Source organism: Enterobacter sp. AG326, assembly GCF_004362415.1.
GTDB classification, from domain to species: Bacteria; Pseudomonadota; Gammaproteobacteria; order Enterobacterales; family Enterobacteriaceae; genus Enterobacter; species Enterobacter asburiae.
The window spans coordinates 269,848-296,820 of sequence record NZ_SNXG01000002.1 but is presented as its reverse complement, the minus strand read 5'-3'; the positions used below and the strand labels follow the sequence as shown (position 1 = coordinate 296,820).

Below are 26,973 nucleotides of genomic sequence, written 5' to 3'. Positions count from 1 at the left end.
ACGTAAGCCGGGCTTGCCCGGCTTTTTTACGCCAGATTGTTCCCAAAAATCCCCCGCCGCGCCCCGACTTCTATACTTATCATTTTGTTCGACATTTTCACCGGAGGACGCCGTGCCGTGGATCCTGTTGCTGTTGATAAGCCTGTTTAGTGCGCCATCGTTCGCCGTCGCGATCCCCGGAGTGACCACCGGAAACACCGCTACCCAGCAAAGTACGCCGCCTCCGGAACCCGATGTTGAACAGAAAAAAGCCGCCTACGGTGCGCTTGCCGACGTCCTTGAAAACGACACTTCCCGACAGGAGCTCATTGGTCAGCTGCGCAAAGCCGCCGCCACGCCGCCGCAGGAGTCGGTGCCAACCCTCACCCCTCCGCAGGTTGAGGAGCAAAAAACGGTGCTGGAAAACGTCACCGACGTGAGCCGCCACTATGGGGAAGCGCTCTCCTCACGCTTCGCTCAGCTTTACCGCAACCTGATTGGCTCACCGCATAAGGCATTTAACCCGCAAACGTTCACCGCCGCCGCCACGCAGTTCCTGATGCTGGCGGGTGCAGTATTCTTTTTTTACTGGCTGGTGCGCCTGTGCGCGTGGCCGCTGTACCGCAAAATGGGGCAATGGGGACGCAGGAAGAATCAGCAGAAAAGCAGCTGGCTGCACCTGCCGTTGATGATAGCCTCAGCGTTTATCATCGATTTACTGCTGCTGGCGTTGACGCTGTTTTTAGGCCAGATGCTGGCCGACAGGCTGAATGCAGGCAACAAAACCATCGCCTTCCAGCAGTCGCTTTTCCTGAATGCCTTTGCCCTGATTGAGTTCTTCAAGGCGCTGCTGAGGTTACTCTTTTGTCCGCACGTGCCGGAGCTGCGTCCCTTCTCCATTCGGGATGCGAGCGCGAAGTACTGGGCGCTGCGCCTGAGCGTGCTCAGCGGGCTGATTGGCTACGGCCTGCTGGTTGCCGTGCCGATCATCTCCAACCAGGTGAACGTCCAGTTCGGGGCGCTGGCAAACGTGCTGATCATGATCTGCATTACCGTCTGGTCGCTGTACCTTATCTTCCACAATAAAAAAACCATTACCCAAAGCCTGCTGAATCTGGCCGATCGCTCCCTGTCGTTCTTTAGCCTCTTTATTCGCGCGTTCGCCCTGGTGTGGCACTGGCTGGCAAGCGCTTACTTCATCGTACTGTGCTTCTTCTCGCTGTTTGACCCGGGCAATAGCCTGAAATTTATGATGGGGGCGACGTTCAAAAGCCTGGCCATTATCGGCATCGCGGCCTTTGTGTCGGGGCTGCTGTCGCGCTGGATCTCGAAAACCATCACCCTGTCGCCGCAGGTGCAGCGTAATTACCCGGAACTGCAAAAGCGGGTAAACGGCTGGATGTCGGTATCGCTCAAAGTGGCGCGCATTCTCACCGTCTGCGTGGCGATTATGCTGCTTCTGAATGCCTGGAGCCTGTTTGATTTCTGGAACTGGCTGCACAACGGTGCGGGTGAAAAAACGGTCGATATCCTGATTCGCATCGCGCTGATTTTGTTCTTCTCCGCCGTCGGCTGGACGCTGCTGGCGAGCCTTATTGAGAACCGCCTGGTCTCAGATATTCACGGCAGGCCCCTGCCCAGCGCGCGGGCAAGAACGCTGTTAACCCTGTTCCGCAACGCGCTGGCGGTGATTATCAGCACCATCACCATCATGATCGTGCTGTCGGAAATCGGCGTGAATATCGCCCCGCTGCTGGCGGGTGCCGGTGCCCTGGGGCTGGCCATCTCCTTCGGTTCGCAAACGCTGGTGAAGGATATTATTACCGGCATCTTTATTCAGTTTGAGAACGGGATGAACACGGGCGATCTGGTGACCATCGGGCCTTTAACCGGCACCGTGGAGAGGATGTCCATCCGTTCGGTTGGCGTGCGTCAGGACACCGGGGCGTACCACATCATTCCCTGGTCTTCGATTACCACCTTCGCCAACTTTGTGCGCGGGATTGGTTCCGTTGTGGCGAACTACGATGTGGATCGCCACGAGGATGCAGATAAAGCGAAGCAGGCGCTGCGCGATGCGGTAGAAGAACTGATGGAGATGGAGGATATTCGCGGGCTGGTGATCGGAGAGCCGTCATTTGCCGGCATCGTCGGGCTGACGAACACGGCGTTTACCCTGCGCGTGTCGTTCACCACCCAGCCGCTGAAGCAGTGGACGGTGCGCTTTGCCCTCGACAGCATGGTGAAGAAACACTTTGATCTGGCGAACGTGCGGATGCCCGTGCAGACCTATCAGGTATTGCCGCCGCCCGCATCGCCGCTCCCTCCGCAGGAGCCGACGCTGTAACCTGGTTGCCGGGTGGCGGCTTCGCCTTACCCGGCCTACGACGGAGTGCTATTTGCGACGTTTGTTGTTGTCCATAAACGTCCAGGCGATAAAGCGGCTCTGTTTCTGGCCCTGCGCCATCTCTTTTTTCACCACTTTTACGGCGCCCGCTTCGGTCAGCGCGCGGTAGAGCGGCGGCAGGTTATCCCCGCGGGAAACCAGCGTCGTGAACCACTTCACCTGACGGCCAAACTGTTTGCTTTCCGCAATCATGCGCAGGATAAACGCCACTTCGCCCCCTTCACACCAGAGCTCCTGCTGCTGTCCGCCGAAGTTCAGCGCAGCGTCCTCAGCCTGACCCAGGTTACGGCGCTTGCGCTCGCTGCCCGCACGGGCCGATGCCGCCGAATCATGGAACGGCGGATTGCACATCGTGGCGTCATAGCTTTCGTTTTTGTGAATAATGCCGTTGAAGATCGACGCCGCGTCTTTCTGACGACGCAGGCGAATGGCGCGACTTAATCCTGGGTTAGCGCTGATAATCGCCTGGGCGCTGGCAAAGGCCTCGTCACCGATTTCGCTTCCGGTAAAGCGCCACTGATATTCATGCGCGCCGATCAGCGGGTAAATCAGGTTCGCCCCGGTGCCAATATCCAGAATGGTGGCCTGCTGTGGAACGACACCCTCATTGCCTTCGGCAAGAAGGTCGGCAAGGTGATGAACGTAGTCAGCGCGGCCCGGCACAGGTGGACAGAGAAAGCCTTCCGGAATATCCCAGTGAGCCACACCGTAAAAATGCGCCAGCAGGGCTTTGTTCAGCATTTTAACCGCCTGCGGGTCAGCAAAGTTGACCGAGGGCTCACCCGCTGGGGTCTGAACAAGATAGTCCTGCAGCGGCGGGCAGCTCAGGCATAACGCGTTCATGTCGTAGCGGCTGCGGTGGCGATTTCGCGGGTGCAATCCCGGCTTTTGGGCAGTCATGGCATTCTCCTTTAAACAGCGGCGTAAGATACCCTTTGCTGGCCCAACGGTAAATCTTTCTCTGCGACGCTCAAAAACTCGCCATAAATCAAATACCTTTATGTCTATGATCCGTCAGCGAATTGCCAATCTTCATCGTTCAAAAAATAAGCAGATCATCATCAAATATTTGCGCTAAGTCACACTCGTCAGGCTTCTAAACTTAAAGGGAATCACCTGTTGTTTCCTCATGAGGATGTGATTATGAAAAAGTACCTGACCCTTGCTGTTATCGCAGCCGCCCTGGCGACCGCGTCCTTCTCTGCCATGGCCGTTCAGTCACTCACCCAGAGTACCGATACGAGCCAGCTACGTCCTGCAGGCACCGTTTCGGTAAGCCGTGCCAGTAACCTTGACGATCTGCAGGCTAAGCTCGCCGAAAAAGCCCGTCAGGAAGGTGCAAAAGGATTCGTAGTGAACTCCGCTGGCGGAGATGACCATATGTACGGGACTGCGACCATTTATAAATAACCTGTCTCTTCCGCAAGACTGCATCTGCCCAACGGGTGCAGTTCTCTTCTCCCTTCGCCTTGATTGTTCATTTTTTAACCCCATAGTAAACGTATGGCCTAAACCAATTTCAGGAGGACGCTATGGCTTCCGGCTGGGCAAATGACGACGCTGTTAACGAACAGATCAACAGTACAATTGAAGATGCGGTTGCGCGTGCCCGCGGTGAAATTCCGCGCGGCGAAAGCTTAACGGAATGCGAAGAATGCGGAGAACCCATTCCGGAGGCGCGCCGAAAAGCCATTCCTGGCGTACGGCTTTGCATTACCTGCCAGCAGCATAAAGATTCAAAAAATTCATCACACTCGGGATATAATCGCAGAGGTTCGAAAGACAGCCAGTTACGTTGACTTTGCTTTACCAAAGCTAACCGAGCGCGCGCATTCCTTTACGCTCACGGTTTTTAGCCAGACGCGTAGCAAAACGTGCCCTTCGTATCGCTTCTGTAAAGCGCATCCGCAAGAAGTGTAAAGGGGTGCTTTGAATTTATTAATATTCAATAAGTTATTTGTCATTCAATTTTTTTGAGCAACCACGTCAATTCTCTTCGATTTTATCACTCGCAAAAAACCGTGATACTTATCACATCGACGGAACATCGTCCCCTTAACAGAAACACCTGCGAGAGATTAATTATGAAAACCATCAAATATGCTGTAGCTGCTGTTGCCCTGTCCGCTCTGTCTTTCGGCGCTTTCGCTGTCGAGCCTGTCTCTTCTACTCAGGCACAGAACATGAACAAAGTCGGTGTGGTAAGTGCTGATGGCGCAACCACTCTGGACGGCCTGGAAGCCAAACTGGCTGAGAAAGCCGCTGCTGCCGGTGCAAGCGGATACACCATTACCTCCGCTAACGGCAATAACAAGCTGAGCGGTACCGCGGTTATCTACAAATAATCGACTGAACGAATGCTGTACCCTCGCCATACCCTCTGGTGAGCTGCTCCACCCTCATTGACCCTGTTGTTGTTACCCTTGCTTGCCCGTCCACCACTGGACGGGCTTTTTTTTTGTCTAAAACGCCTGCGCCACGCGTTCAAGCCCGGCCTGGACGGATTCCACTTCTCCGGTTGCCAGCAAACAGCAGGCCATCTGCAGCTTGATCGAATGCGGAACAGGAACATTTCCGGCAAGGCACTGCTCAATCCAGTGGGCTGTAGTATGGGGATCTTTTGCCTCAGGCAGTATCACACCGGCATTCTCTTCCCCGCGTTCCAGAACGGCGCGCGTTCCGGCAGAATCAATCAGCATCACCTGCGGGCAGCGCTGCGGGTTCGCATAAACCTCACCCTCCGTGCCGTGCATCAGTAACGCCCTTCCGCCAATAGCCTCAAAGAACTGCCCCACGCGCGCCACGTATTCCGGATGCGAAACGCTGGAAAGACGCAGGGCGGCATCTTCGCCAAACGGCGTAGCCAGTTTCGCCAGCGTGTGCGCGCTGTTGCGCACCCCCATGCGCCAGCGCATATCGAGCTGCTTTTCCAGCGGCGGACAGAGCGTGCCGACCGGGATATAAACAGGCTGATGGCCATCCAGCTTCGCCTGCGCCTGGCCGGCATGACGCGTAGGCTCGATGCCCAGCATCCCGAAAATGGTCTCCGTCAGAACGCGGGTGGGATCTTCGCTGACGCCGTGCACCACCACCGGGAACCCCAGCTTGTGTAACAGGATAGCGAGCAGCGGGGTTAAGTTTGCCTGCTTGCGCGCGCCGTTGTAGCTCGGGATCACGATCGGCATCGGTTTTGCCACCGGCGGCGTTAAGCGCAGCGTTTGCGCCTGCATAGCATCATAGAAGCCGCGCATCTCCGCTTCACCTTCGCCTTTGATACGCAGCGCGATCAGAATGCCCCCCATCTCCAGGTCGGGGACGTCGCCCTCCAGCATGCGGGTATAAAGCGCACGCGCGGTTTCATGGTCCAGATCGCGGGCATGATTTTTCCCACGCCCTACCTCTTTGATAATTTTACGATAATCCACGACATTTCTCCTTACAGCAGGTTATCAACAATATAGCCCTGATGATAACGCCGCTGTTAGTTTTTTTGCCCACCCTGCGGTTTTTTATAATCAATTGTTTTGATAAGAAAAAGTATTTTGCAAGAATTAATTGAATTATTTGTAAGCCGCGCGGGACCTTTCCCTGCCTGAGTTTTCTGATTAAATAGCCAGCGGTGAGTAGTTGAGACATAACTTCGAATAATGCGGGATGCAAAGGTCGAAAGGAGAAACATACAGGTTTAAATATGAAAAAAGTCACTTTAGGTTTATTCATTACTGCCGCTTTGGGATGCTCTGCATCTTCTTTCGCGGCATCCACCGGTGAGGGGCAAATTAACTTCACAGGTGAAATTATCGATTCCGCCTGTCAGGTGGTTAACGGCATAAGCAGTCCGCTGAATGTTGCGCTGGGCAAAGTCTCCAAAACAACGTTTACTGGCGCAGGCTCTACCAGCACCTTAACGAAATTTGATATTCAGTTAAAAGACTGCCCGGAAACGGTCACGTCTGCAGCCATCAATTTCGGTGGTACGCCAGATGCGGATAATAACACCACGCTGGCCTTGACCCCGGGTGCTGCGACTGCAACTGGCGTGGCGATTCAGCTGGTTGATTCTTCCGACCAGCCAGTCAGTTTATATACGCCTTCAAAGCAGTATCCTTTAGCTGCTGGCACGACGGTAAATCATCTGGAGTTTGGCGCACGTTATATTCAGACTCAGGAATCGATCACTGCCGGCCAGGCTAACTCAGCGTCTACTTTTACAGTTATTTATAACTGATACGATCAATACGGAGATATTCTCCTTCACGTGAAGGTTAATATCTCCTCTTTCTTTGAGACAGATTTATGCGACACAGTTATTTATTAAGCGCACTTTTACTGACCGCAGTAACAGCCCATGCAGGTGTGATTATTAATGGCACCCGACTGGTTTATCAGGGAGAGAAAAAAGAGTCTTCGATTGGGATTTCCAACCCGGATGAAATTAACTATCTGGTACAGTCCTGGGTGGATACCGGTTTAAAAAAAGATGATAAAGCGCCATTTCTGATTACCCCGCCCCTGTTCCGTCTGAACGCTAAAGAAGATAACGTATTACGTGTGGTGCGCACCGGCGGAAATATGCCAGAAGATCGCGAGTCGTTGTACTGGTTAAATATTAAAGCCATTCCTTCTTCAAGTCATGAAGAGGGCGTTAATACATTACAGATAGCCATCAATACCCGTATTAAATTGCTGTATCGCCCTGCATCGATTAAAGGCAAACCCGAAGAAGTGGCAGATAAACTGGAATGGCACCGCGAAGGTAATGATCTGGTGGTCAACAACCCCACGCCTTTCTATATGAATTTCCAGAGCGTAACGCTGAACGGCCAAAAAGTGGCAAAAGCTACCTGGGCTGTGCCAGATACCTCTACCCGCTTTGCCCTTCCGGCAAATATGAGCGGTAACACCGTGAGCTGGTCGGTCATTAACGATTACGGAAGCATCAGTAAAACCTGGTCTGCATCCGTTCGTTAATACTCTATTCGACGCCTGAATAATCATGTACACCACAACTAAGCCGCTATTACGTCGACTGCATGAAATGCTGCCCACTTTTTGTGGGATAGCGGTGACATGCTGCGCGCTGCAGGCCCACGCTGATGATTATTTTAACCCTGCCCTGCTGGATATTGATAATCCAGAGCAGGCAAAGACCGATCTCTCTGTTTATGAAAATGGTCCCGGTCAGGCGCCAGGCAAATATCAGGTCACGATGTTCGTCAATAACAATAAAATCGACACCCGTGACGTCCTTTTTACATTACAAAAAGATGTGCAGGGAGATGATTCCCTGCAGCCTTGCCTGAGTCTGGATGAATTAACGCATCTGGGCATCAAAACCAAAGATTATCCAAAGCTGGCGGCAAAAGGGGAATGCGCGGATCTCAGCGCGATCCCTTCGGCCTCGGCGACTTTCCGCATCAAAAACCAGCAACTACTGCTGAGTATTCCCCAGTCGGCGCTGGGCCAGGTGCCTCGCGGCTACATCGATCCGAAAGAGTATGACGAAGGGATCACCGCGGGCATCCTGAACTATAGCGTTAACGCCAGCCAAAGCCATGCCCGCCAGCATGGGAAAGCGGACAACAGCAGCCAGTTTATTAACCTGCGACCCGGTTTTAACACCGGTGCCTGGCGCGTGCGTAATTACAGCACCTGGAACCACAATTCGGATGGCGGTCAGGACGACGGCAAGCTGAACCCGGTCTATACCTATGCCCAGCGCGATATCGTGGGGCTGAAGAGCGAGCTGACCGTGGGACAGAGCAGCACCCAGGCCGACGTTTTCGACAGTGTCTCTTACACTGGCGCACAGCTGGCTACCGAAAGCGACATGCTGCCCGACAGCGAGCGCGGGTATGCCCCGGTGGTACGCGGTACGGCGCACAGTAACGCCCAGGTGGTGGTTCGCCAGAATGGCTACGTTATCTATCAAAACACCGTCGCCCCCGGCGCGTTTGAGATTAACGATCTCTACCCCACCGGCAGCAGCGGCGATCTGAACGTCACGGTAAAAGAGACCGACGGCAGCGAGAGTCATTTCGTGGTGCCGTTTGCCTCCGTGCCGGTGCTGCAGCGTGAAAAACACCTTAAGTACAGCATCGCTGCAGGGCGCTACCGTTCATACGATAAAGAGATTGAGAAGACCCCTTTCGCCCAGGGCAGCGCCATCTATGGTCTGTCACACGGCGTCACCGTTTACGGCGGTACGCAGCAGAGTTCGCATTACCACTCCGCCGCGCTCGGCGCAGGGAAAAATTTTGGTGACCTCGGCGCGTTCTCCTTAGACGTTACCCGCGCCAAAGCGTTACTGAAAAAGCGCAAAACCAGCAAAGGGCAATCTCTTCGTCTGCGCTACAGCAAAAATATTACCGCGACCGGCACTCACTTTTCGCTGGCGGGTTATCGCTACAACAGCAAAGGCTTTTACACCCTGCAGGACACCATGGAGTCCTGGACCAGTGCAAACGACTGGTCCGCTCCACAGCAGCGCCGCGCACGGGCGGAGGCCACCATCGACCAGACGCTGGGCGACAAGTGGGGTTCGGTGACGCTAAGCCTGGTGAAAGAGAGTTACTGGAGCCAGAGTCAGGATATGACCTCCCTGAGCGTTAACTACAACAATAGCTGGCACGGCGTGAGCTATAGCCTGAGCTACAGCGTCAATAAAAACAGCGACGACATGGATGAGGACGGTAAATCCATCAGCTATGACCGACAAATCGGCCTCAACGTGTCGGTTCCGCTCGACCGCTGGCTGCCTAACACCTGGGCAAACTACAGCCTGAACAACAGTAAAGACGGCACCACCCACAACCTGGGCCTGAATGGTACCGCGCTGGAGGGAGACAAGCTGAGCTGGAACGTTCAGCAGGGACTGGACAGCGCCAATAACAACACCTCTACCAGTATGAATGCGGATTACAAAGGCACCTACGGTGAAGTGCAAGGCGGCGTAAGCCAGGACAGCCATCAGCATACCGTTAACGCCGGGATCCAGGGCGGCATCGTCGCCCACTCTGACGGCGTCACCTTTGGTCAGACCCTGGGCGAAACCGTGGTGCTGATTAAAGCGCCGGGAACACATGGCACGCACATTGCCAACCAGACGGGCGTGGAAACGGACTATCGCGGCTATACGCTGGTGCCCTTTGTCACTCCGTGGCGCCACAACCCAATTTCGCTGGATACCGAGACGCTGCCAGAAGATGCCGACGTGACACACGCCTCGCAGACGGTAACACCAACACGCGGCGCGATAGTTCGCGCCAGCTTCGATACTCGCGTGGGCAACCGCGTCTTAATGACGCTGGCCTGGAAAGACAAACCGCTGCCCTTCGGCGCAACGGTCACCACGGAAGACAAGAGCAGTGAATTTATCGTCGGTAACGACGGCCTGGTGTATCTCACCGGACTGCCGCAGCACGGACGCCTTTTCGTTTCCTGGGGCAAGGAGGCGAGCGAGCATTGCGTCGCCGATTACGCCCTGATGCAAGACAAGGATGACACCAACATTATTAACGCTGCCGCGCAGTGTCACTGATTAACACCGGACCGATCATGATGCAGATAGCAAAATCGTTTTTCTTACTTGTAGTTCTGGCGACGGCAGCACTCTTTATGCCGCATGCAAAGGCCAACTGTGTCTCACCAAATTTACCAGCGCTGCTATCGTTAGCGTCTATTTCAGTACCTACCAGCCTTCCCGTGGGAGAGACCATCCCGGGAACGGAACGTTCGGCTCACATTGCGGGGGGCTGCTATACAGCCGAAGACGCAGGCCGGCAGATCATTGCCTGTTACCACGGCCTGGGTAGAGAGACTCCCAATATCCCTGGTGTTTATGAGTCGGGTGTTGCCGGGATCGGCGTGTCGCTCCGAAATAGTAAAGGGGAGCGTGTGATGGGAGCAGCAGACCAAATCTGCACAACGAAGTCTTCCGTGGGTCAAGTGTCTGATTCGACGGGTAGCGATGGTTCATTTGCGTTTAGCTTCGACGTCTCGCTGGAACTGGTGAAAACCAGCGAGGTGGTAACCGCCGGTACGCTCACATCCAGTAATACCCAATTTGGCTTTGGTGTTGAGCAAATAGAAAGCTTGAGTTATCCAAATACCCTCTCCTACTCAGGTAACGTGGTGGTTAAAGCAGTAACCTGCACCGTATCACCCAAATCTCTGACCGTCACGCTGGGGGATTTTCCGGTGAGCCGTTTTACCGGTCCGGGAACCCTGGTCTCCCAGTCGGTATTCAATATCGACATGCTCTGCGATCAGGATGTACAGCCGGAAATGATGATCGCCAGCGCCAATGGCTATGAAACGAATTTTCCTGGCGTAATCAAATTAACGCCGGAAAACGGCGTGGCGACCGGCGTGGGGGTGAGAATGCTCTTTAACGGTCAGATACCTGTTTTCGGGCAATATATGAATACCTTTACCGCCTATGCCAATATCCGCTCGCAATATCCCTTCAGCGTCTCTTACGAACAAACCAGCTCGGAGGTGACGCCCGGAACGGCGAATGCCGTCGCAACCATTACGGTGGCCTACAAATGAAAACCTTATTAGCCCTTTTACTCCTTGGAGTGGCCAGCCAGAGCCTGGCGGAAGAGATTCAGCTCGATATTCGCGGAAACATTTACGCCAACGCCTGCCAGGTAGACAGCGCCAGCCAGAACCTGACGGTCAATCTGGGCAAAGCGAATACCGGCGATTTTAAGAATGTAGGCGATACCGGACAATGGAATTCATTCGACTTAACCCTGTCGAAATGTCCAACCACTTCCGTGCTGGCCACGGCAACCTTTCACGGTCAGCCAGACAGTATTCATCCGACGAAATTCGCCAGCACCGGAACCGCGAAAGGACTGGCGCTGGAGCTTGCCGACCCGCAGGATCAGATCTCGCTTGCCCCGGACGCCAGCTTCAGCGTGTTGATCAACCAGGACAATCACACGGCGGATTTCCCGCTGGTCGCCCGCTATTACGCCACCTCATTGCCGGTCACGTCAGGAACGTTCAGCAGCGTGGTGCAGGTGACCTTCATTTACCAGTAGGACCGCGCCCCTTAGCACGGATGCTTTTCTTACGCCCGGAAGTCAGTGTTGCCGGGCGTTTTTTTACCTCAGGCACCTCTGGCTGTTCAATCGGAAAGATCGGCAGCGCGTTCAGGAGCCGTTGGCCGTAATTCTTGGTGAGCAGACGTTTGTCATAAATCACCACCTCGCCCCAGCAGCCATGGCTACGAATCAAGCGCCCGACCTGCTGAATCAGGTTAAACGACGCCGCAGGCAAACTCTGCACTTCAAACGGATAGCGGTTGAGGCTTTTCAGCCACTCCCCCTCGGTGATCACCACCGGGCTGTCGATAGGAGGGAAGGCGATTTTATGGATGTGCACCTGCGTCAGGTAGTCGCCTTTCAAATCCAGACCTTCAGCAAACGACTGCAACCCCACCAGCACGCTGCGCTCGCCGTTATCAATGCGCTTGCGGTGGGTTTCCACCAGCCGGTAGCGCGGCTGATCCCCCTGCACCAGCAGGAGTAAACGCAGATCGGTGACGTGTTCGAGGAAGCGCTGCATCGCCCGCCCGCTGGCAAACAGCACCAGCATGCCGGGGTACTTTTTACTCTCGACCTGCTCGCGGAAGTAGGCAGCCATTTCCGCGATGTGCTGCTCCTCGTTGTCGATGAGCGGCTCAAATTTCATGCGCGGAATGACCAGCTTGCCCTGCTCGCAGTGGTTAAACGGCGAGTCCAGCGCCACGAAACGGTCGCCCGCTTTCTCTTTGAGCCCGCTCATCTCCTGCAAACGAGAAAAACTGTTCAGGGAGCGCAGCGTGGCAGAGGTGACAACCACGTGCGGCACGCTGCGCCAGATCAGCTTTTCCAGCTGATCGGCCACGCGGATGCCCACGCAGTGGAAAAAGAGGTGCACCTGCCCGTCGCGCACGTCGCGGGTCGCCCATTTGGTGACCGGCGCGCCGGACGCCTGCGCCATCGAGGCCAGCCGCCAGAGCTTGCTTTGCGCTTCGAACATCCCCAGCGCGCGGTTCATCTGCAGCAGAACGCGGTGCAGACGCACCACGTCATGCGAGACGGTTTTCTCGCTGAGATCGTTTAAGAACATCTCAGCCAGCCCGCGCAGCTTTTCCAGATGCTTCGCCAGCTGCTGGCAGATCTCCATCACCTCTTCCGGTAGCTCTCCCATCGCAAAGCGGTGTTCAGCTTCCTGGGTTGCCGGAAGATAAAGATTCAAAATGTTATTGAGCGAGGCAATCAGGCCGTAGACCTCTTCACAGTGGTCGCTCAGCCGCTCCGGCACCGCCAGCGGCGGCGTGGTTTTCGGGCGGAACTGCTCCATGCAGGTCGCCACCAGCTTACAGAAGAGATCCAGCTGCAGGCGGAACCACGGAGCGGTGATTTCGGCGCTCATCTCCAGCGCATCCCGCGCCACGTCCGGCAGATGATGGCCTTCATCAAGCACCAGCAGCAGGTTTTTAGGCTCCGGCAGCACCGCTTCGCTCTCCAGCGCCGCCATCACCAGCGCGTGGTTAGCCACAACCACCTCCGCCTCCTGAATCTCGCGCCGGGCGACAAAGAACGGGCACTCGCGGTAATAGTGACAGTTGCGGTTCAGGCAGCTGGCTTTGTCGGTGCTGAGCCTGCGCCACAGGTCGTCGCTGATGGCCTGGCTGGTGTGATCCCGCAGGCCGTCCCACTTATAGCCGTCGAGCTCGGCTTTGAGTTTTGCACACTGCTCCTGCTCGGCCTTATTGTTTGGCGTTAGCTCGTCATCCAGAAACGCGAGCAGGTCCTGTTGATTCGGCTCGCTGCTGGCCAGCGCCGCCAGGTTACGCGGACACACGTAACGCCCGCGCCCAAAGGCTGCCGTAAACCGCAGGTCGGGGATGATTTTGCGCAGCAGAGGTAAATCCTTGCTGAAGATCTGGTCCTGCAAGGCCACGTTGGCGGTGCTGACCACCAGCGTTTTGTCCTCTTCCCGCGCAATCGCGATGCCGGGAATGAGATACGACAGGGTTTTCCCGACGCCGGTCGGGGCTTCAATCGCCAGATGTCGCCCGTCGTCCCCGGCGAGCGTTTTTGCCACGTCAGCAATCATCTGCCGCTGCGGCGCTCGGGGGATAAAGTCGGGGATCTGCTGCTGTAGCGCCTTATACCATGCGCCAATTTGCGCCTTGAGCGCAGCGGTTAAAGCCATCGGAAAACCTGAAATACTGTATAAACAGCCACTATTGTGGCACTTTCTCTTCGCTGCCGCAAAAAGAAAAGCCCGGCTTTACGACCGGGCTTCCAGATTACTGCGGGTTAGCAGGCTTGCGCGGGCGGCGTCGACGCTGCCCTTCCCCTGCCGGTTTCCCTTCGCCGCTGCGCCACGGGCTTTCACCCGCCGGTTTGCTGTCGTTGTTACGACGCGGCGGTTTGCCGGATGATTTCGGCGCGCCGCCTTCGGCACGACGCGGCTGCTGACCGCGACCGCCGCCGCCCTGACCGCGTCCACCGCCGCCCTGACGACCGTTCTGAATCGGCTCGGCTTTGATCGACGGATCCACTTCATAACCCGGGGTTTCGATGCGCGGGATCTCTTTCTTCAGGAGGCGCTCGATGTCGCGCAGCAGCTTGTGCTCGTCCACGCAGACCAGAGAGAGCGCTTCACCGGTTGCCGCCGCGCGGCCGGTACGGCCGATACGGTGAACGTAATCTTCCGGCACGTTTGGCAGCTCGTAGTTCACCACGTGCGGCAGCTCTTCAATGTCGAGGCCACGGGCAGCGATGTCGGTCGCCACCAGCACGCGGATGTCGCCGGATTTGAAGTCCGCCAGCGCACGGGTACGCGCGCCCTGGCTCTTGTTACCGTGAATGGCGGCGCTGCGGATGCCGTCTTTATTCAGCTGTTCCGCCAGGTGGTTGGCGCCGTGCTTGGTGCGGGTAAAGACCAGCACCTGCTGCCAGTTGCCCTGGCCGATCATCTGGGAGAGCAGTTCCCGCTTGCGCTTTTTATCCACAAAGTGAACGTGCTGCGTCACCTGCTCGGAGGCGGTGTTGCGGCGCGCCACTTCCACTTCCAGCGGGTTATGCAGCAGCTTTTCCGCCAGCGCCTTGATCTCGTCGGAGAAGGTCGCGGAGAAGAGCAGGTTCTGACGACGCGCGGGCAGCTTGGCCAGCACGCGGCGAATGTCGTGAATAAAGCCCATGTCGAGCATGCGGTCGGCTTCGTCCAGCACCAGAATTTCGATGCCATCGAGCTTCACCGCGTTCTGGTGTTCGAGATCCAGCAGACGGCCCGGCGTTGCTATCAGCACGTCCACGCCGCCGCGCAGCTTCATCATCTGCGGGTTGATGCTGACCCCGCCGAAAACCACCAGCGAGCGAATGTTGAGATAGCGGCTATAGTCACGCACGTTCTCACCAATCTGCGCCGCCAGCTCGCGGGTTGGGGTCAGGATCAGGGCACGCACCGGACGACGGCCTTTGGCGTGCGGCTGGTTTTTTACCAGCAGTTCCAGCAGCGGCAGGGTAAAGCCCGCCGTTTTGCCGGTACCGGTCTGGGCGCTCGCCATCAGGTCACGGCCCTGAAGAACGGCAGGGATTGCCTGCTGCTGGATTGGGGTTGGCTCAACGTAGCCCTGTTCTGCGATCGCGCGCAGAATTTCCGGGTTCAGGCCAAGGGAATCAAAAGACATAAAAACTCCGAACCGCCCCGACCATCACAGGTGTAGTTTTCAGGGAGATATAACGAATAGGGGAGGACAAAAACCACAATGTCGCGAAGGAGCGGAGTGTAGCAGCTTTTGTGACGTGGCGCATAAAATATCCCTCAGCGTTTCCTCGACGAAAGCAGGAATCAGGCATAATCTTAATCAATCGATTGATTAATTCTTAATGCCGCCATGAATACGACACCCACAACAACCAAAGGTGAACAGGCCAAAAATCAGCTTATCGCCGCCGCGCTGGCGCAGTTTGGTGAGTACGGGCTGCATGCAACCACGCGCGATATTGCCGCGCTGGCCGGGCAGAACATTGCGGCTATTACCTACTATTTTGGCTCAAAAGAGGATTTATACCTCGCCTGCGCCGAGTGGATCGCCGATTTTATCGGCACGCAGTTTCACCCGCACGTTGAGGAAGCCACCGCGCTGCTCGACCAGCCGTCGCCCGACCGCGCCGCCGTTCGCCAGCTTATTCTCAATGCCTGCCACGATATGATCCGCCTGCTGACGCACGACGATACGCTCAACCTGAGCAAGTTTATCTCCCGGGAGCAGCTCTCCCCGACCGTCGCCTACCAGCGTGTACACGATCGGGTGATTGAGCCAATGCACTCGCATCTGACCCGGCTGATCGCCGCCTATACCGGTCGGGATGCCGGTGATACCGAGACAATTTTGCATACCCACGCCCTGCTGGGTGAAATCCTTGCCTTCCGTCTGGGCAGGGAAACCATCCTGTTACGCACCGGCTGGACACAATTTGATGAGGATAAAGCCGCGCAGATTGGCCAGGTCATCGCCTGTCACGTCGATCTGATCCTGCAAGGCTTAACGCAAAGGAGCCTGAAGTCATGAAAAAACCTGTCGCCATCATTCTGGTGGTGGTTGTTTTGCTTGCCGCCGGAGTCGGTGGATGGCTGTGGTATCAGAGCCATCAGGATAAAGGCCTGACGCTGTACGGTAACGTGGATATTCGTACGGTGAATATGAGCTTCCGCGTGGGCGGACGTCTCGCCTCGCTGAGCGTTGACGAAGGCGATGCCATCAAAAGCGGGCAGACGCTGGGGATGCTGGATAAAGCGCCCTATGAGAATGCGCTGCTGCAGGCCAAAGCGGGCGTGTCCGTCGCCCAGGCGCAGTATGATCTGATGCTGGCAGGCTATCGCGACGAAGAGATCGCTCAGGCCGCCGCCGCAGTTAAGCAGGCGCAAGCCGCCTATGACTACGCGCAGAACTTCTACGCGCGCCAGCAGGGATTGTGGAAAAGCCGCACCATTTCCGCCAACGATCTGGAAAATGCGCGCTCGTCCCGCGACCAGGCGCAGGCCACGCTGAAGTCCGCGCAGGATAAATTAAGCCAGTACCACACCGGTAACCGCCCGCAGGATATCGCCCAGGCGAAGGCCAGCCTTGAACAGGCGCAGGCGCAGCTGGCTCAGGCAGAGCTGGATCTGCACGACACCACCTTAATCGCGCCGTCTGACGGCATGCTGATGACCCGCGCCGTGGAGCCGGGCAGCATGCTCAGCGCGGGCAGCACCGTCTTAACGCTCTCCCTGACCCGCCCGGTCTGGGTACGCGCCTACGTTGATGAGCCGAATCTCGGCCAGATGCAGCCGGGCCGCGAACTGCTGCTCTATACCGACGGTCGCCCGGACAAGCCGTATCACGGCAAAGTGGGCTTTGTCTCCCCTTCCGCCGAATTCACGCCGAAAACCGTTGAAACACCGGACCTGCGTACCGACCTCGTGTATCGCCTGCGCATTATCGTGACCGATGCGGACGACGCGCTGCGTCAGGGCATGCCCGTCACCGTAAAAGTAGACAGCGGGGAACGACATGAATGACGCGGTTATTCAGCTCAACAATCTGGTTAAACGCTTCGCGGGAATGGACAAACCGGCCGTCGCGCCGCTGAACTGCACTATCCAGAAAGGCTACGTGACCGGGCTGGTCGGTCCGGACGGCGCGGGGAAAACTACCCTGATGCGGATGCTGGCGGGGTTGCTCAAGCCGGACGAAGGCACGGCCAGCGTGCTCGGTCTTGACCCGATCGAAGATGACGGCGCGCTCCACGCCATGCTCGGCTATATGCCACAGAAGTTTGGCCTGTATGAAGACCTGACGGTGATGGAAAACCTGAACCTGTACGCCGACCTGCGCAGCGTCACCGGCGAAACCCGACAGAAAACCTTCGCGCGTCTGCTGGAGTTTACCTCCCTCGGCCCGTTCACCGACCGGCTGGCGGGCAAGCTCTCCGGCGGGATGAAGCAGAAGCTGGGGCTGGCCTGCACGCTGGTCGGCGAGCCGAAAGTGCTGCTGCTGGACGAGCCCGGCGTCGGCGTAGACCCCATTTCGCGCCGCGAACTGTGGCAGATGGTGCACGAGCTGGCGGGCGACGGGATGCTGATCCTCTGGAGCACCTCCTACCTCGACGAAGCGGAACAGTGCCGGGACGTGCTGCTGATGAACGAAGGCGAACTGCTTTATCAGGGCGAGCCGACGACGCTGACGCAGAGCATGGCCGGACGCAGCTTCCTGCTGCACAGCCCGCAGGAGTCCAACCGCAGGCTGCTGCAGCGGGTGCTCAGGCTGCCGCAGGTCAGCGACGGGATGATCCAGGGCCGCTCGGTACGGGTGATCCTCAAAAAAGAGGCCACCGTCGACGATATTCGCCAGGCGCAAGGCATGCCTGAGATCGAGATGGAAGAGACCGCGCCGCGCTTTGAGGACGCGTTTATCGACCTGCTGGGCGGCGCGGGTACGTCAGAGTCGCCGCTTGCCGCCATTCTGCATACGGTGGAAGGCACGCCGGGCGAAACGGTGATTGAAGCCAAATCGCTCACCAAAAAGTTCGGGGATTTCGCCGCCACCGACAACGTCAATTTCGCGGTTAAACGCGGCGAGATTTTTGGTCTGCTCGGGCCGAACGGCGCGGGAAAATCGACCACCTTTAAGATGATGTGCGGCCTGCTGGTGCCGACGTCCGGCAAGGCGCTGGTGCTGGATATGGACCTGAAGGTCAGCTCCGGCAAGGCGCGCCAGCATCTGGGCTATATGGCGCAGAAGTTTTCCCTGTACGGCAACCTGACGGTCGAGCAGAATCTGCGCTTTTTCTCCGGCGTGTACGGCCTGCGCGGGCGGGCGCAGAACGAGAAAATTCGCCGCATGAGCGACGCCTTCGCCTTAACCAACATCGCCTCCCACGCCACCGACGAGCTGCCGCTCGGCTTTAAACAGCGGCTGGCGCTGGCCTGCTCGCTGATGCACGAGCCGGATATTCTGTTTCTGGATGAACCGACTTCAGGCGTTGATCCCATTACCCGCCGCGAGTTCTGGCTGCACATCAACAGCATGGTGGAAAAAGGGGTGACCGTGATGGTTACCACCCACTTCATGGACGAGGCGGAGTACTGCGACCGCATCGGGCTGGTCTATCGCGGCAAGCTGATTGCCCACGGCACGCCGGACGACCTGAAAAACCAGGCCGCCGACGATGAGGCCCCGGACCCGACCATGGAGCAGGCGTTTATCACCCTCATCCACGACTGGGATAAGGAGAATGCCCATGCGCAGTAATGCCCTTTCCTGGCGCCGGGTGCGCGCGCTGTGCGTTAAAGAGACGCGGCAGATCGTGCGTGACCCCAGCAGCTGGCTGATCGCGGTGGTGATCCCCCTGCTGCTGCTGTTTATCTTTGGCTACGGCATTAACCTGGACTCCAGCAAGCTGCGGGTCGGGATTTTGCTGGAGCAGCAGAGCGAAGAGGCGCTGGACTTCACTCACGCCATGACCGGGTCGCCCTACATTGACGCCACCATCAGCGACAGCCGCCAGGAGTTGATCCAGAAAATGCAGGCCGGAAAAATTCGCGGTCTGATCGTCATTCCGGTGGATTTCGCCGCCAATATGGCGCGGGCAAATACCGATGCGCCAATCCAGGTGATTACCGACGGCAGCGAGCCGAACACCGCCAACTTCGTGCAGGGCTACGCGGAGGGGATCTGGCAGCTCTGGCAGATGCAGCGGGCGGAAGATCGGGGTGAAGAATTTAAACCGCTGATCGACGTGCAGACGCGCTACTGGTTTAACCCCGCCGCCATCAGCCAGCACTTTATTATCCCAGGCGCGGTGACGATTATCATGACGGTAATCGGCGCGATACTGACCTCGCTGGTGATCGCCCGCGAGTGGGAGCGCGGGACCATGGAGGCGCTGCTCTCTACCGAAGTGACGCGCGTCGAGCTGCTGCTGTGCAAGCTCATCCCCTACTACTTCCTCGGCATGCTGGCGATGCTGCTCTGTATGCTGGTCTCAGTCTTTATCCTCGGCGTGCCGTACCGCGGTTCGCTGGTGGTGCTGTTCTTTATCACCAGCCTGTTTTTACTCAGCACGCTGGGCATGGGACTGCTCATCTCCACCATCACCCGCAACCAGTTTAACGCCGCGCAGGTGGCCCTCAACGCCGCCTTTTTACCGTCGATTATGCTGTCCGGGTTTATCTTCCAGATAGACAGTATGCCTGCGGTGATCCGCGCCGTGACCTATGTTATTCCGGCGCGCTACTTTGTGAGCACGCTGCAAAGCCTCTTCCTGGCGGGGAATATTCCGGTGGTGCTGATCGTCAACACGCTGTTTTTAATGGCGTCAGCGGCGATGTTTATTGGGTTGACGTGGATGAAAACCAAACGGCGGTTAGATTAAGGAGCGAACATGTTTCACCGATTATGGACGTTGATACGCAAAGAGCTGCAATCCCTGCTGCGCGAGCCGCAAACCCGCGCCATTCTGGTCTTGCCGGTGCTGATCCAGGTTTTACTGTTCCCGTTTGCCGCCACCCTTGAGGTGACCAACGCCACCATTGCCATTTACAACGAAGACAACGGCAAGCATTCCGTCGAGCTAACGCAGCGTTTTGCCCGCGCGAAGGCCTTTACCCACATCCTGTTGCTGAAAAGCCCGCAGGAGATCCAGCCCACCATCGACACGCAAAAAGCGCTGCTGCTGGTGCGGTTCCCGGCGGATTTCTCCCGCAATCTGGATACCTTCCAGACCGCACCTATGCAGCTGATTCTCGACGGACGTAACTCCAACAGCGCCCAGATAGCGGCCAACTATCTGCAGCAGGTGGTGAAGGATTATCAGCAGGAGCTGATGGAGGGCAAACCGAAGCCCAACAACAGCGAGCTGGTGGTGCGCAACTGGTACAACCCGAACCTGGACTACAAGTGGTTCGTGGTGCCGTCGCTGATCGCCATGATCACCACTATCGGGGTGATGATCGTGACTTCCCTTTCCGTCGCCCGCGAGCGCGAACAGGGCACGCTGGACCAGCTGCTGGTCTCCCCGCTCGCCACCTGGCAAATTTTCGTCGGCAAAGCGGTCCCGGCGCTGATCGTCGCCACCTTCCAGGCCACCATCGTGCTGGGTGTGGGGATTTGGGCCTACCAGATCCCGTTCGCCGGTTCGCTGGCGCTGTTTTACTTCACGATGGTCATTTACGGGCTGTCGCTCGTGGGGTTTGGGCTGCTGATCTCGGCGCTCTGCTCGACGCAGCAGCAGGCGTTTATTGGGGTGTTCGTCTTTATGATGCCCGCGATTTTGCTCTCGGGCTATGTTTCACCCGTCGAGAACATGCCGGTGTGGCTACAGGATCTGACGTGGGTAAATCCGATTCGGCACTTTACGGACATCACCAAGCAAATCTATCTGAAGGATGCGAGTCTGGATATTGTCTGGGGAAGTTTGTGGCCGCTACTGGTGATTGCGGCCACGACGGGCTCAGTGGCGTACGCGATGTTTAGACGCAACATTGCGTAGCTTTTTCTCTTTGGTCAGCAGCGAGACGACCGCAGGCCCTGCGAGGATAGCCAGACCCGCCAGGGCCAGCAGCAGGTTGTTTTGCAGCACGCGCGACAGCAGCCAAAGCACAATCATCGCCGCACCAAAATACCATGTGGTGGTGAGCTCTTCGAGCACATCACCCACCTCGCGCCAGCGCGCTTCGTGGTGGCGCTGTAAGAACAGCATCGACAGCACGGTGACGCCATAAAGGACGCATAGCCCCAGGCCAACACGCACCAGCGTGCCGCTCATCCAGCCCATCACCAGTACGGCCACGACCAGTAAATGCAACATTATCTGCCAGCAACTCAGGCCAGTTGCGACACGAACACGTTGTTGCCACTTCATGGCTTCTCTCCTGAAGGATTTTTCTCTGCTTAATCAGACTACCGCACTTTACGGAAAATTCCGTAACGCCGCATCTTTTTGTGACGACGACTACACTTTATTTTCATTGGGATAGTCACTCAGGAAGGAGCTTATGACTCAAAAAATGCAGCATTTCTCGCTTAAGGTGCTGACGATAAACATTCATAAGGGCTTCACAGCATTTAATCGCCGCTTCATTTTACCGGAGCTGCGCGACGCGGTTCGCACCGTCAGCGCGGATATTGTCTGCCTGCAGGAGGTGATGGGCGCACACGAAGTGCATCCGCTCCACTTTGAGAACTGGCCCGACACGCCGCACTATGAATTTCTGGCCGACACCATGTGGAGTGATTACGCCTACGGCCGCAACGCTGTCTACCCGGAAGGGCATCACGGAAACGCGGTGCTGTCCCGTTACCCCATTGAACATTACGAAAACCGCGATGTTTCCGTTGGGGAAAGCGAAAAACGCGGCCTGCTTTACTGCCGCATTACGCCGCCCGAACTCGAGCGACCTGTGCATGTCGGCTGTGTTCATCTGGGCCTTCGCGAAGCCCATCGTCAGGCGCAGCTGAAAATGCTGGCCGAATGGGCCAACGCCCTTCCCGAAGGTGAACCGGTGGTCGTGGCGGGTGATTTCAACGACTGGCGACAGCGGGCAAACCATCCGTTGAAGGTGGATGCCGGACTGGAGGAGATTTTTACTCGCGCCAACGGCAGGCCTGCGCGCACCTTCCCTGTCCGTTTCCCGCTGCTTCGGCTTGACCGCATCTACGTGAAAAATGCCCACGCCAGCAGCCCGACCGCCCTGGCGCTCCTTAACTGGCGACATCTTTCCGACCACGCCCCGCTCAGCGCGGAGATCCACCTATGAAATGTTCCTGGCAGGAAGGCAACCGGATCACGCTGCTGGTCAATGGGGACGAGTACTACCCGGCCGTGTTTAAGGCAATTGATAACGCGCAGCAGAAGGTGATCCTCGAAACCTTTATCTGGTTCGAAGATAACGTCGGCAAGCAGTTGCACAGCGTGCTGCTGCGCGCCGCCCGGCGCGGTGTCAAAATTGAAGTGCTGCTTGATGGCTATGGTTCGCCGGATCTCAGCGATGCGTTTGTGAATGAGTTGACCTCTGCGGGCGTGGTGTTCCGCTACTACGATCCCGGCCCTCGCCTGTTCGGCATGCGTACCAATCTTTTCCGCCGGATGCACCGCAAAATTGTGGTGGTGGACGAGACGGTGGCGTTTGTCGGCGGCATTAACTACTCCGCTGAGCATATGTCCGACTACGGCCCGGAAGCGAAGCAGGACTACGCGATTCGCATTGAAGGCCCGGTGGTGCAGGACATTTTGCTGTTTGAGCTGGAGAACCTGCCGGGGAAAGAGGCCGTTCGCCGCTGGTGGAGACGCCGCCATCGCCCGGAAGAGAACCGGAAGCCCGGCGAAGCGCAGGCCCTTTTCGTCTGGCGGGATAACGGCGAGCACCGGGACGACATTGAACGTCATTATCTCAAGATGCTCGCCAACGCGAAGCGCGAGGTCATCATCGCCAACGCCTACTTTTTCCCGGGCTACCGTCTGCTGCACGCCATGCGCAATGCGGCCCGACGAGGGGTACGCGTGAAGCTGATTGTGCAGGGCGAGCCGGATATGCCGATAGTCAAAGTCGGCGCGCGGCTGCTGTATAACTATCTGGTGAAGGGCGGCGTACAGATCTACGAATATCGACGCCGACCGCTGCACGGCAAAGTGGCGCTGATGGACGATCACTGGGCAACCGTGGGTTCCAGTAATCTCGATCCGCTGAGCTTATCGCTCAATCTCGAGGCTAACCTGATCATTCACGATCGCCAGTTTAACCAGACCCTGCGGGATAACCTGCAGGCGCTAATCGTTAACGACAGCGTGCGCGTGGACGAATCCATGGTCCCTAAACGCACCTGGTGGAACCTGGGCATCAGCGTGGTGGTGTTCCACTTTCTGCGCCATTTCCCGGCCATGGTCGGCTGGCTGCCGGCGCATACGCCTAAGCTTGCGCAGGTGGACCCGCCGGTACAACCGGAAATGGAAACCCAGGACCGTATTGAAGCGGAAGACGGAGGCAAACCCTGATGTCGAAATCGCATCCGCGCTGGCGGCTGGCAAAAAAGATCCTGACCTGGCTGTTTTTTATTGCGGTCGCGGTTCTGCTGGTGGTCTACGCGCAGAAAGTTGACTGGGAAGAGGTGTGGAAAGTCATCCGCAACTATAACCGGATGGTGCTGCTGGGCGCTGTGGGGCTGGTTATCGTGAGCTACCTGATGTACGGCTGCTATGACCTGCTGGGCCGCGCTTACTGCGGCCACAAGCTGGCCAAACGTCAGGTTATGCTGGTGTCGTTTATCTGCTACGCCTTTAACCTGACGCTGAGCACCTGGGTCGGCGGCATCGGCATGCGATATCGCCTTTATTCGCGGCTCGGCCTGCCGGGCGGGACTATCACGCGCATTTTCTCGTTAAGCATTACCACCAACTGGCTGGGCTATATTTTGCTCGGCGGGGTGATCTTCACCATCGGCGTAGTGCAGCTGCCCGCGCACTGGTATATCGATGAGGCCACGCTGCGCATTCTGGGCATCGTACTGCTGCTGATTATCGCCGTGTATCTGTGGGCCTGCGCCTTTGCTAAACGCCGCCATATGACCATCAAAGGGCAAAAGCTGGTATTGCCCTCATGGAAGTTTGCGGTGCTGCAGATGGCCGTCTCCAGCGCCAACTGGATGGCGATGGGGGCCATTATCTGGCTGCTGATTGGCGAGGAAGTGAACTACTTCTTCGTGCTGGGCGTGCTGCTGGTGAGCAGCATTGCGGGCGTGATTGTGCATATTCCGGCGGGGATCGGCGTGCTGGAAGCGGTATTTATCGCCCTGCTGGCCGGGGAGCATGTCTCTCAGGGAACGATTATCGCGGCCCTGCTGGCATACCGGATGCTGTATTACTTCCTGCCACTGGCGCTAGCAACGGTCTGTTATCTGGTGCTGGAGAGTCGGGCGAAAAAGCTGAGAGCGAAGAACGAGAAGGCGTTAGCGAAATAAAAGCAAAACGGCAACAAGGTTGCCGTTTTTAGTGTTTGTTCCCTCTCCCGTGGGAGAGGGTCAGGGTGAGGGCACCAGACCGCACCGCCACCCGGCAAAACAACCTTAACGACGGTTGCCGAAAATCCGCAGCAGCATCAGGAACAGGTTGATGAAGTCCAGATACAGCGTCAGCGCGCCCAGAATCGCGTATTTGCGCAGGTTTGAACTGTCGCGTACGTCGATCTGCTCGCCGATGTTTTTCAGCTTCTGGGTGTCATACGCCGTCAACCCAACGAAGATCACCACCCCGATGTAGGTCACAGCCCACATCAGCGCGTCGCTCTTCAGCCACAGGTTCACCAGCGACGCCAGCACGATCCCAATCAGCCCCATAAACAGCATGCTGCCTAAACCGCTCAGATCGCGCTTCGTGGTGTAACCGTAGAGGCTCATCACGCCGAACATCCCGCCGGTCACCACAAAGGTGCTGGCGATGGAGGAGTAGGTGTAGACGATGAAAATACTGGAAAGCGTCAGCCCCGTTAGCGCCGAATAGAGCATAAACAGCGTGGTCGCCATTCCGGCGCTGAGCTTTTGCACCAGACCCGAAAGCACAAACACCAGCGCCAGCTGCGCGATAATCAGCCCAAAGAAGGTGATTTTGCTGGAGAAGATAAACATCATCAGTTCAGGCGTGTTCGCCGCATACCACGCGATAAACGCGGTAAGCAGCAGGCCAACCGTCATCCAGCCGTACACCTGAGCCATATACGTCTGCAGGCCGCTACGGGTCTGCTGTACTATTGAATCGGAACGCGGAAATCGGTCCATGATTCACTCCTGATTAAGATTAAGTAGACACACACGTTAAGATTAACACATCCACGTAAACCGACTACCAACGGCTGGCAGCTTGTTTATCGCTGTCGCGCGATTCTACCCAGCGGTCACCTTCCGGCGTGGCTTCGCGCTTCCAGAACGGCGCTTTGGTTTTGAGGTAATCCATAATGAACTCCCCTGCCGCAAACGCGCTGCCGCGGTGTGCGCTGGTCACCCCGACGAAGACAATCTCCTCGCCGGGCCACATCTCGCCGATGCGGTGAATCACCGTGACGCGTCCGAGCGGCCAGCGGCCTCGCGCCTCGACCACAATCTCCGTCAGCGATTTCTCGGTCATCCCCGGATAGTGCTCCAGCGTCAGTGCCTTCACGCTGTCGCCGAGGTTGTGGTTGCGCACTTTGCCGGTGAAGGTGACAACCGCGCCGTCTTCATCGCGTTCCGCCAGCCAGCTGTATTCTGTCCCTACGTTAAAACGCTCGGGGCTCACCAGAATTCGGGTTTCAGCCATCTTAGCCCCCCGTTACCGGCGGGAAGAAGGCCACTTCATCGCCTTCCTTCAGCGGATGAGTGAACTCCACCAGCGTCTGGTTAACGGCGGCCAGCAGCTTGCCTTCGTCCAGCGCCAGCGCCCAGCGGTCGCTTTGTGCCGCCAGATGCGCGCGCAGGGCCGCGACGTTTTCGAAGGACGCATCCAGCGTCAGGCTGTCGGTATTCACCAGCTCGCGCACCTGGGCAAAAAAGAGCACCTTAATCATGGCTATCCACCTTAAAATCACCGGATTTGCCGCCGCTTTTTGCCAGCAGGCGCACCGGGCCAATCACCATATCTTTCTGCACCGCTTTGCACATGTCGTAGATGGTCAGCGCGGCGACTGAGGCCGCCGTCAGCGCCTCCATCTCCACGCCGGTTTTGCCGGTTAAGCGGCACAGCGATTCAATCCGCACCCGATTGTGCTCCGGCTGCGCCTGCAGGTTCACTTCCACCTTGCTCAGCATCAGCGGATGGCACAGCGGAATGAGATCCCAGGTCCGTTTGGCGGCCTGAATACCGGCGATGCGGGCGGTGGCAAAGACGTCGCCCTTGTGATGGCTGCCGTCGATAATCATCGCCAGCGTCTCCGGCAGCATGGTGACGAACGCTTCCGCGCGCGCCTCGCGCACCGTTTCGGCTTTGGCGGAGACGTCCACCATATGCGCTTCACCGGCGGCGTTAATGTGGGTCAGTTGTGACATAGCTTATTTCTTTAAATGGGGATGGAAATTACACGGACGGGTACGGGCGTCCAGCTGCGGGGCGATGATGTTTTCCCACGCGGTGCGGCAGGCTTTGGTCGAGCCCGGCATGGCGAAAATCAGGGTTTTGTTAGCCACCCCGGCAACGGCGCGCGACTGCAGCGTGGAGGTACCAATCTCTTCAAAGGAGAGCATGCGGAACACTTCGCCGAAGCCTTCTACCTCGCGGTCGAACAGCGGGATCAGCGCTTCGGGGGCCTGATCGCCTGTGGTAAAGCCGGTGCCGCCGGTGATCAGCACCACCTGCACCTCATCGCTCGCAATCCACTGCGAAACCTGCGCGCGAATGGCGTAGCGGTTCTCCTTCACGATCGCTTTATCGACGATGTGATGCCCCGCGTCATGGGCCGCCTCGCGCAGCCAGTGGCCGGAGGTATCATCCTCTTCGCCACGGCGATCGGAAACGGTAAGGATAGCAATGCGTGTCGGGATAAATTCTGCGCTTACCTGACTCATATTC

Annotated in this window: 27 protein-coding genes; 17 read left to right on the top strand and 10 right to left on the bottom strand. The window is 57.2% G+C overall.

What is annotated here, in order from left to right; translation table 11 throughout:
• The first annotated feature begins 112 nt into the window (after positions 1-112).
• Entirely contained in the window at positions 113-2,326 is a 2,214-nt protein-coding gene (gene ybiO / locus DFO52_RS08400; protein ID WP_121931109.1) for a mechanosensitive channel protein, read from the top strand.
• A 48-nt stretch (positions 2,327-2,374) separates the two neighbouring features.
• Here ybiO and rlmF read toward each other — a convergent pair whose 3' ends face one another.
• Positions 2,375-3,286, bottom strand: coding sequence for a 23S rRNA (adenine(1618)-N(6))-methyltransferase RlmF (rlmF, locus tag DFO52_RS08395; protein ID WP_029739808.1), 912 nt, complete (start codon positions 3,284-3,286; stop codon positions 2,375-2,377).
• A gap of 243 nt (positions 3,287-3,529) precedes the next feature.
• Here rlmF and mcbA point away from each other — a divergent pair, with 243 nt between their 5' ends.
• The 3 genes from mcbA (at position 3,530) to ybiJ (ending at position 4,731) form a co-directional block, all read left to right on the top strand.
• Positions 3,530-3,796, top strand: a complete 267-nt coding sequence (mcbA, locus tag DFO52_RS08390; RefSeq protein ID WP_029739809.1) for a DUF1471 family periplasmic protein McbA — start codon at positions 3,530-3,532, stop codon at positions 3,794-3,796.
• A 122-nt stretch (positions 3,797-3,918) separates the two neighbouring features.
• Complete coding sequence (locus DFO52_RS08385) at positions 3,919-4,185, top strand: DksA/TraR family C4-type zinc finger protein (protein WP_033144995.1); 267 nt, start codon at positions 3,919-3,921, stop codon at positions 4,183-4,185.
• 285 nt (positions 4,186-4,470) lie between these two features.
• Positions 4,471-4,731 (top strand): DUF1471 family protein YbiJ, encoded by a 261-nt coding sequence (ybiJ, locus tag DFO52_RS08380; protein WP_023310874.1) that lies wholly within the window; start codon positions 4,471-4,473, stop codon positions 4,729-4,731.
• A gap of 117 nt (positions 4,732-4,848) precedes the next feature.
• On the opposite strand, the gene ybiB is transcribed toward ybiJ, so the two are convergent.
• The gene (ybiB, locus tag DFO52_RS08375) at positions 4,849-5,811 is read right to left on the bottom strand and encodes a DNA-binding protein YbiB (protein WP_133550080.1); all 963 of its coding nucleotides are present in this window, start codon (positions 5,809-5,811) and stop codon (positions 4,849-4,851) included.
• 266 nt (positions 5,812-6,077) lie between these two features.
• Here ybiB and DFO52_RS08370 point away from each other — a divergent pair, with 266 nt between their 5' ends.
• The 5 genes from DFO52_RS08370 to DFO52_RS08350 all read left to right on the top strand — a co-directional run bounded on the left by DFO52_RS08370 (position 6,078) and on the right by DFO52_RS08350 (position 11,439).
• The gene (locus tag DFO52_RS08370) at positions 6,078-6,614 is read left to right on the top strand and encodes a fimbrial protein (RefSeq protein ID WP_121931106.1); all 537 of its coding nucleotides are present in this window, start codon (positions 6,078-6,080) and stop codon (positions 6,612-6,614) included.
• A gap of 68 nt (positions 6,615-6,682) precedes the next feature.
• Complete coding sequence (locus tag DFO52_RS08365) at positions 6,683-7,357, top strand: molecular chaperone (protein ID WP_047648315.1); 675 nt, start codon at positions 6,683-6,685, stop codon at positions 7,355-7,357.
• A 67-nt stretch (positions 7,358-7,424) separates the two neighbouring features.
• Positions 7,425-9,926 (top strand): fimbria/pilus outer membrane usher protein, encoded by a 2,502-nt coding sequence (locus DFO52_RS08360; RefSeq protein WP_243737943.1) that lies wholly within the window; start codon positions 7,425-7,427, stop codon positions 9,924-9,926.
• A gap of 17 nt (positions 9,927-9,943) precedes the next feature.
• Positions 9,944-10,939: a fimbrial protein gene (locus DFO52_RS08355; RefSeq protein WP_310886293.1), complete on the top strand. Its 996-nt coding sequence runs from the start codon at positions 9,944-9,946 to the stop codon at positions 10,937-10,939.
• Positions 10,936-11,439 carry a fimbrial protein gene (locus DFO52_RS08350; RefSeq protein ID WP_133550076.1) on the top strand — a complete coding sequence of 168 codons (504 nt, stop codon included), beginning with the start codon at positions 10,936-10,938 and terminating at the stop codon, positions 11,437-11,439. The genes DFO52_RS08355 and DFO52_RS08350 overlap by 4 nt, the downstream gene beginning before the upstream one ends.
• Here the strand turns inward: DFO52_RS08350 and dinG are convergent.
• Both dinG and rhlE read right to left on the bottom strand, forming a co-directional pair.
• A complete protein-coding gene (gene dinG, locus DFO52_RS08345; RefSeq protein ID WP_133550074.1) occupies positions 11,426-13,603 on the bottom strand; it encodes an ATP-dependent DNA helicase DinG in 2,178 nt (725 codons plus the stop codon). The two genes, DFO52_RS08350 and dinG, sit on opposite strands and share 14 nt — an antisense overlap.
• A 97-nt stretch (positions 13,604-13,700) precedes the next feature.
• Entirely contained in the window at positions 13,701-15,086 is a 1,386-nt protein-coding gene (gene rhlE / locus DFO52_RS08340; RefSeq protein WP_133550072.1) for an ATP-dependent RNA helicase RhlE, read from the bottom strand.
• A 207-nt stretch (positions 15,087-15,293) separates the two neighbouring features.
• On the opposite strand from rhlE, the gene cecR reads away from it, so the two are divergent.
• Genes cecR through DFO52_RS08315 form a run of 5 tightly spaced genes read left to right on the top strand, consistent with a single transcriptional unit; the run spans position 15,294 to position 20,934 of the window.
• Positions 15,294-15,971 carry a transcriptional regulator CecR gene (gene cecR / locus DFO52_RS08335; protein WP_133550070.1) on the top strand — a complete coding sequence of 226 codons (678 nt, stop codon included), beginning with the start codon at positions 15,294-15,296 and terminating at the stop codon, positions 15,969-15,971.
• Entirely contained in the window at positions 15,968-16,963 is a 996-nt protein-coding gene (gene hlyD / locus DFO52_RS08330) for a secretion protein HlyD (RefSeq protein WP_133550068.1), read from the top strand. The genes cecR and hlyD overlap by 4 nt, the downstream gene beginning before the upstream one ends.
• Entirely contained in the window at positions 16,956-18,695 is a 1,740-nt protein-coding gene (locus DFO52_RS08325) for an ATP-binding cassette domain-containing protein (protein ID WP_133550066.1), read from the top strand. Before hlyD ends, DFO52_RS08325 begins: the two co-directional genes overlap by 8 nt.
• Positions 18,685-19,818 (top strand): ABC transporter permease, encoded by a 1,134-nt coding sequence (locus DFO52_RS08320; protein WP_133550063.1) that lies wholly within the window; start codon positions 18,685-18,687, stop codon positions 19,816-19,818. Before DFO52_RS08325 ends, DFO52_RS08320 begins: the two co-directional genes overlap by 11 nt.
• A gap of 9 nt (positions 19,819-19,827) precedes the next feature.
• On the top strand, positions 19,828-20,934 hold the full coding sequence (locus tag DFO52_RS08315; protein ID WP_023310860.1) for an ABC transporter permease: 1,107 nt from the start codon (positions 19,828-19,830) through the stop codon (positions 20,932-20,934).
• Here the strand turns inward: DFO52_RS08315 and DFO52_RS08310 are convergent.
• Complete coding sequence (locus tag DFO52_RS08310) at positions 20,896-21,306, bottom strand: YbhQ family protein (RefSeq protein ID WP_014883088.1); 411 nt, start codon at positions 21,304-21,306, stop codon at positions 20,896-20,898. The two genes, DFO52_RS08315 and DFO52_RS08310, sit on opposite strands and share 39 nt — an antisense overlap.
• Positions 21,307-21,439: 133 nt before the next feature.
• On the opposite strand from DFO52_RS08310, the gene DFO52_RS08305 reads away from it, so the two are divergent.
• The 3 genes from DFO52_RS08305 to DFO52_RS08295 are packed head-to-tail and all read left to right on the top strand — an operon-like array spanning position 21,440 to position 24,398.
• Positions 21,440-22,201 carry an endonuclease/exonuclease/phosphatase family protein gene (locus DFO52_RS08305; RefSeq protein ID WP_029739823.1) on the top strand — a complete coding sequence of 254 codons (762 nt, stop codon included), beginning with the start codon at positions 21,440-21,442 and terminating at the stop codon, positions 22,199-22,201.
• A complete protein-coding gene (gene clsB / locus DFO52_RS08300; protein ID WP_047648324.1) occupies positions 22,198-23,436 on the top strand; it encodes a cardiolipin synthase ClsB in 1,239 nt (412 codons plus the stop codon). The genes DFO52_RS08305 and clsB overlap by 4 nt, the downstream gene beginning before the upstream one ends.
• The gene (locus DFO52_RS08295; RefSeq protein WP_133550061.1) at positions 23,436-24,398 is read left to right on the top strand and encodes a YbhN family protein; all 963 of its coding nucleotides are present in this window, start codon (positions 23,436-23,438) and stop codon (positions 24,396-24,398) included. Before clsB ends, DFO52_RS08295 begins: the two co-directional genes overlap by 1 nt.
• Before the next feature lie 105 nt (positions 24,399-24,503).
• On the opposite strand, the gene DFO52_RS08290 is transcribed toward DFO52_RS08295, so the two are convergent.
• The 5 genes from DFO52_RS08290 to moaB form a co-directional block, all read right to left on the bottom strand.
• Positions 24,504-25,211, bottom strand: a complete 708-nt coding sequence (locus DFO52_RS08290) for a Bax inhibitor-1/YccA family protein (protein ID WP_029742164.1) — start codon at positions 25,209-25,211, stop codon at positions 24,504-24,506.
• A gap of 64 nt (positions 25,212-25,275) precedes the next feature.
• Positions 25,276-25,728, bottom strand: coding sequence for a molybdopterin synthase catalytic subunit MoaE (gene moaE / locus DFO52_RS08285; protein ID WP_121931097.1), 453 nt, complete (start codon positions 25,726-25,728; stop codon positions 25,276-25,278).
• Position 25,729: 1 nt separating this feature from the next.
• Positions 25,730-25,975 carry a molybdopterin synthase sulfur carrier subunit gene (gene moaD, locus DFO52_RS08280; protein WP_023334974.1) on the bottom strand — a complete coding sequence of 82 codons (246 nt, stop codon included), beginning with the start codon at positions 25,973-25,975 and terminating at the stop codon, positions 25,730-25,732.
• Entirely contained in the window at positions 25,968-26,453 is a 486-nt protein-coding gene (gene moaC, locus DFO52_RS08275; protein WP_008501142.1) for a cyclic pyranopterin monophosphate synthase MoaC, read from the bottom strand. The genes moaD and moaC overlap by 8 nt, the downstream gene beginning before the upstream one ends.
• A 3-nt stretch (positions 26,454-26,456) precedes the next feature.
• Positions 26,457-26,969 carry a molybdenum cofactor biosynthesis protein B gene (moaB, locus tag DFO52_RS08270; RefSeq protein WP_047648328.1) on the bottom strand — a complete coding sequence of 171 codons (513 nt, stop codon included), beginning with the start codon at positions 26,967-26,969 and terminating at the stop codon, positions 26,457-26,459.
• Between the last annotated feature and the right edge of the window lie 4 nt (positions 26,970-26,973).